General features: G+C 40.9%; 1 protein-coding gene. It reads left to right on the top strand.

Features of this window, described 5'->3' with window-relative positions:
* Positions 1–364: transposase (locus ABDZ53_RS00465; protein ID WP_343752874.1), on the top strand; the 364-nt coding region annotated here is incomplete at both ends.

The following is a 364-nucleotide window of genomic DNA, read 5'->3' as shown; positions in this document are numbered from 1 at the left end:
AAGGCTATTTCTTCGTCTCACGAATCAAAAAGAATACGACAGTGCATGTCCAAGCCCATACGGAAGTACCTAAAAACAAAGGAATCATCAGTGATCAGTTGGTTCAATTAGGTGGAAAAACCTACCTTACTGGACTTTTCAGACTAGTCACAGTTGAACGAAAGCATCAACGGCCATTACGCATTGTCACGAATCGCATGGATGTATCCGCTGAAGAAATCAGCCAGATGTATCAATCAAGATGGCAGATTGAACTCTTTTTCAAACATATCAAGCAACACATGACGATTAAGACATTCTTCTCCCAGTCGGAAGAAGGGGTCGAAAATCAACTGATTCTTGCGATGATTGTGTATCTATTGAC

Source organism: Alkalibacterium iburiense, from assembly GCF_039521845.1.
Lineage (GTDB): Bacteria > Bacillota > Bacilli > Lactobacillales > Carnobacteriaceae_A > Alkalibacterium > Alkalibacterium iburiense.
The sequence above is the reverse complement of the archived record's forward strand: the minus strand, read 5'-3'. Positions and strand labels throughout refer to the sequence as shown.